Raw genomic sequence first — 343 nt, forward strand, 5'->3', positions numbered from 1 at the left:
AAGAGTGCTATCACTATCGAAAACAATATTGATAAGGATAAATATGATGTTTATACCATAGACATAACCCCCCAAGGCTGGTTTTATAAGGCAGGCAATGATGTGATACCGGTAGACAAGAATGATTTTTCGATCAATATTAACGGGAACATTACAAGGTTCGATGCCGTTTTAATTGGTATACACGGCACGCCCGGTGAAGACGGGAAGCTTCAGGGCTATTTTGATCTTTTGAACCTGCCCTATACTTCCTGCGATGCTGCTACTTCTGCCCTTACATTTAATAAACGCTATACTGTGGCCGTAGCAGCGTTTGCCGGCATCCCCGTAGCCAGGTCTGTGC

At 44.0% G+C, this 343-nt stretch carries 1 pseudogene; it reads left to right on the plus strand.

The features are described 5' to 3' along the window. Window positions 1-343 (plus strand): annotated as a pseudogene (locus PLH26_RS20780) (D-alanine--D-alanine ligase); the annotation flags it as partial.

The sequence above is a fragment of the Agriterribacter sp. genome (assembly GCF_035444585.1).
Taxonomy (GTDB): Bacteria; Bacteroidota; Bacteroidia; order Chitinophagales; family Chitinophagaceae; genus Agriterribacter.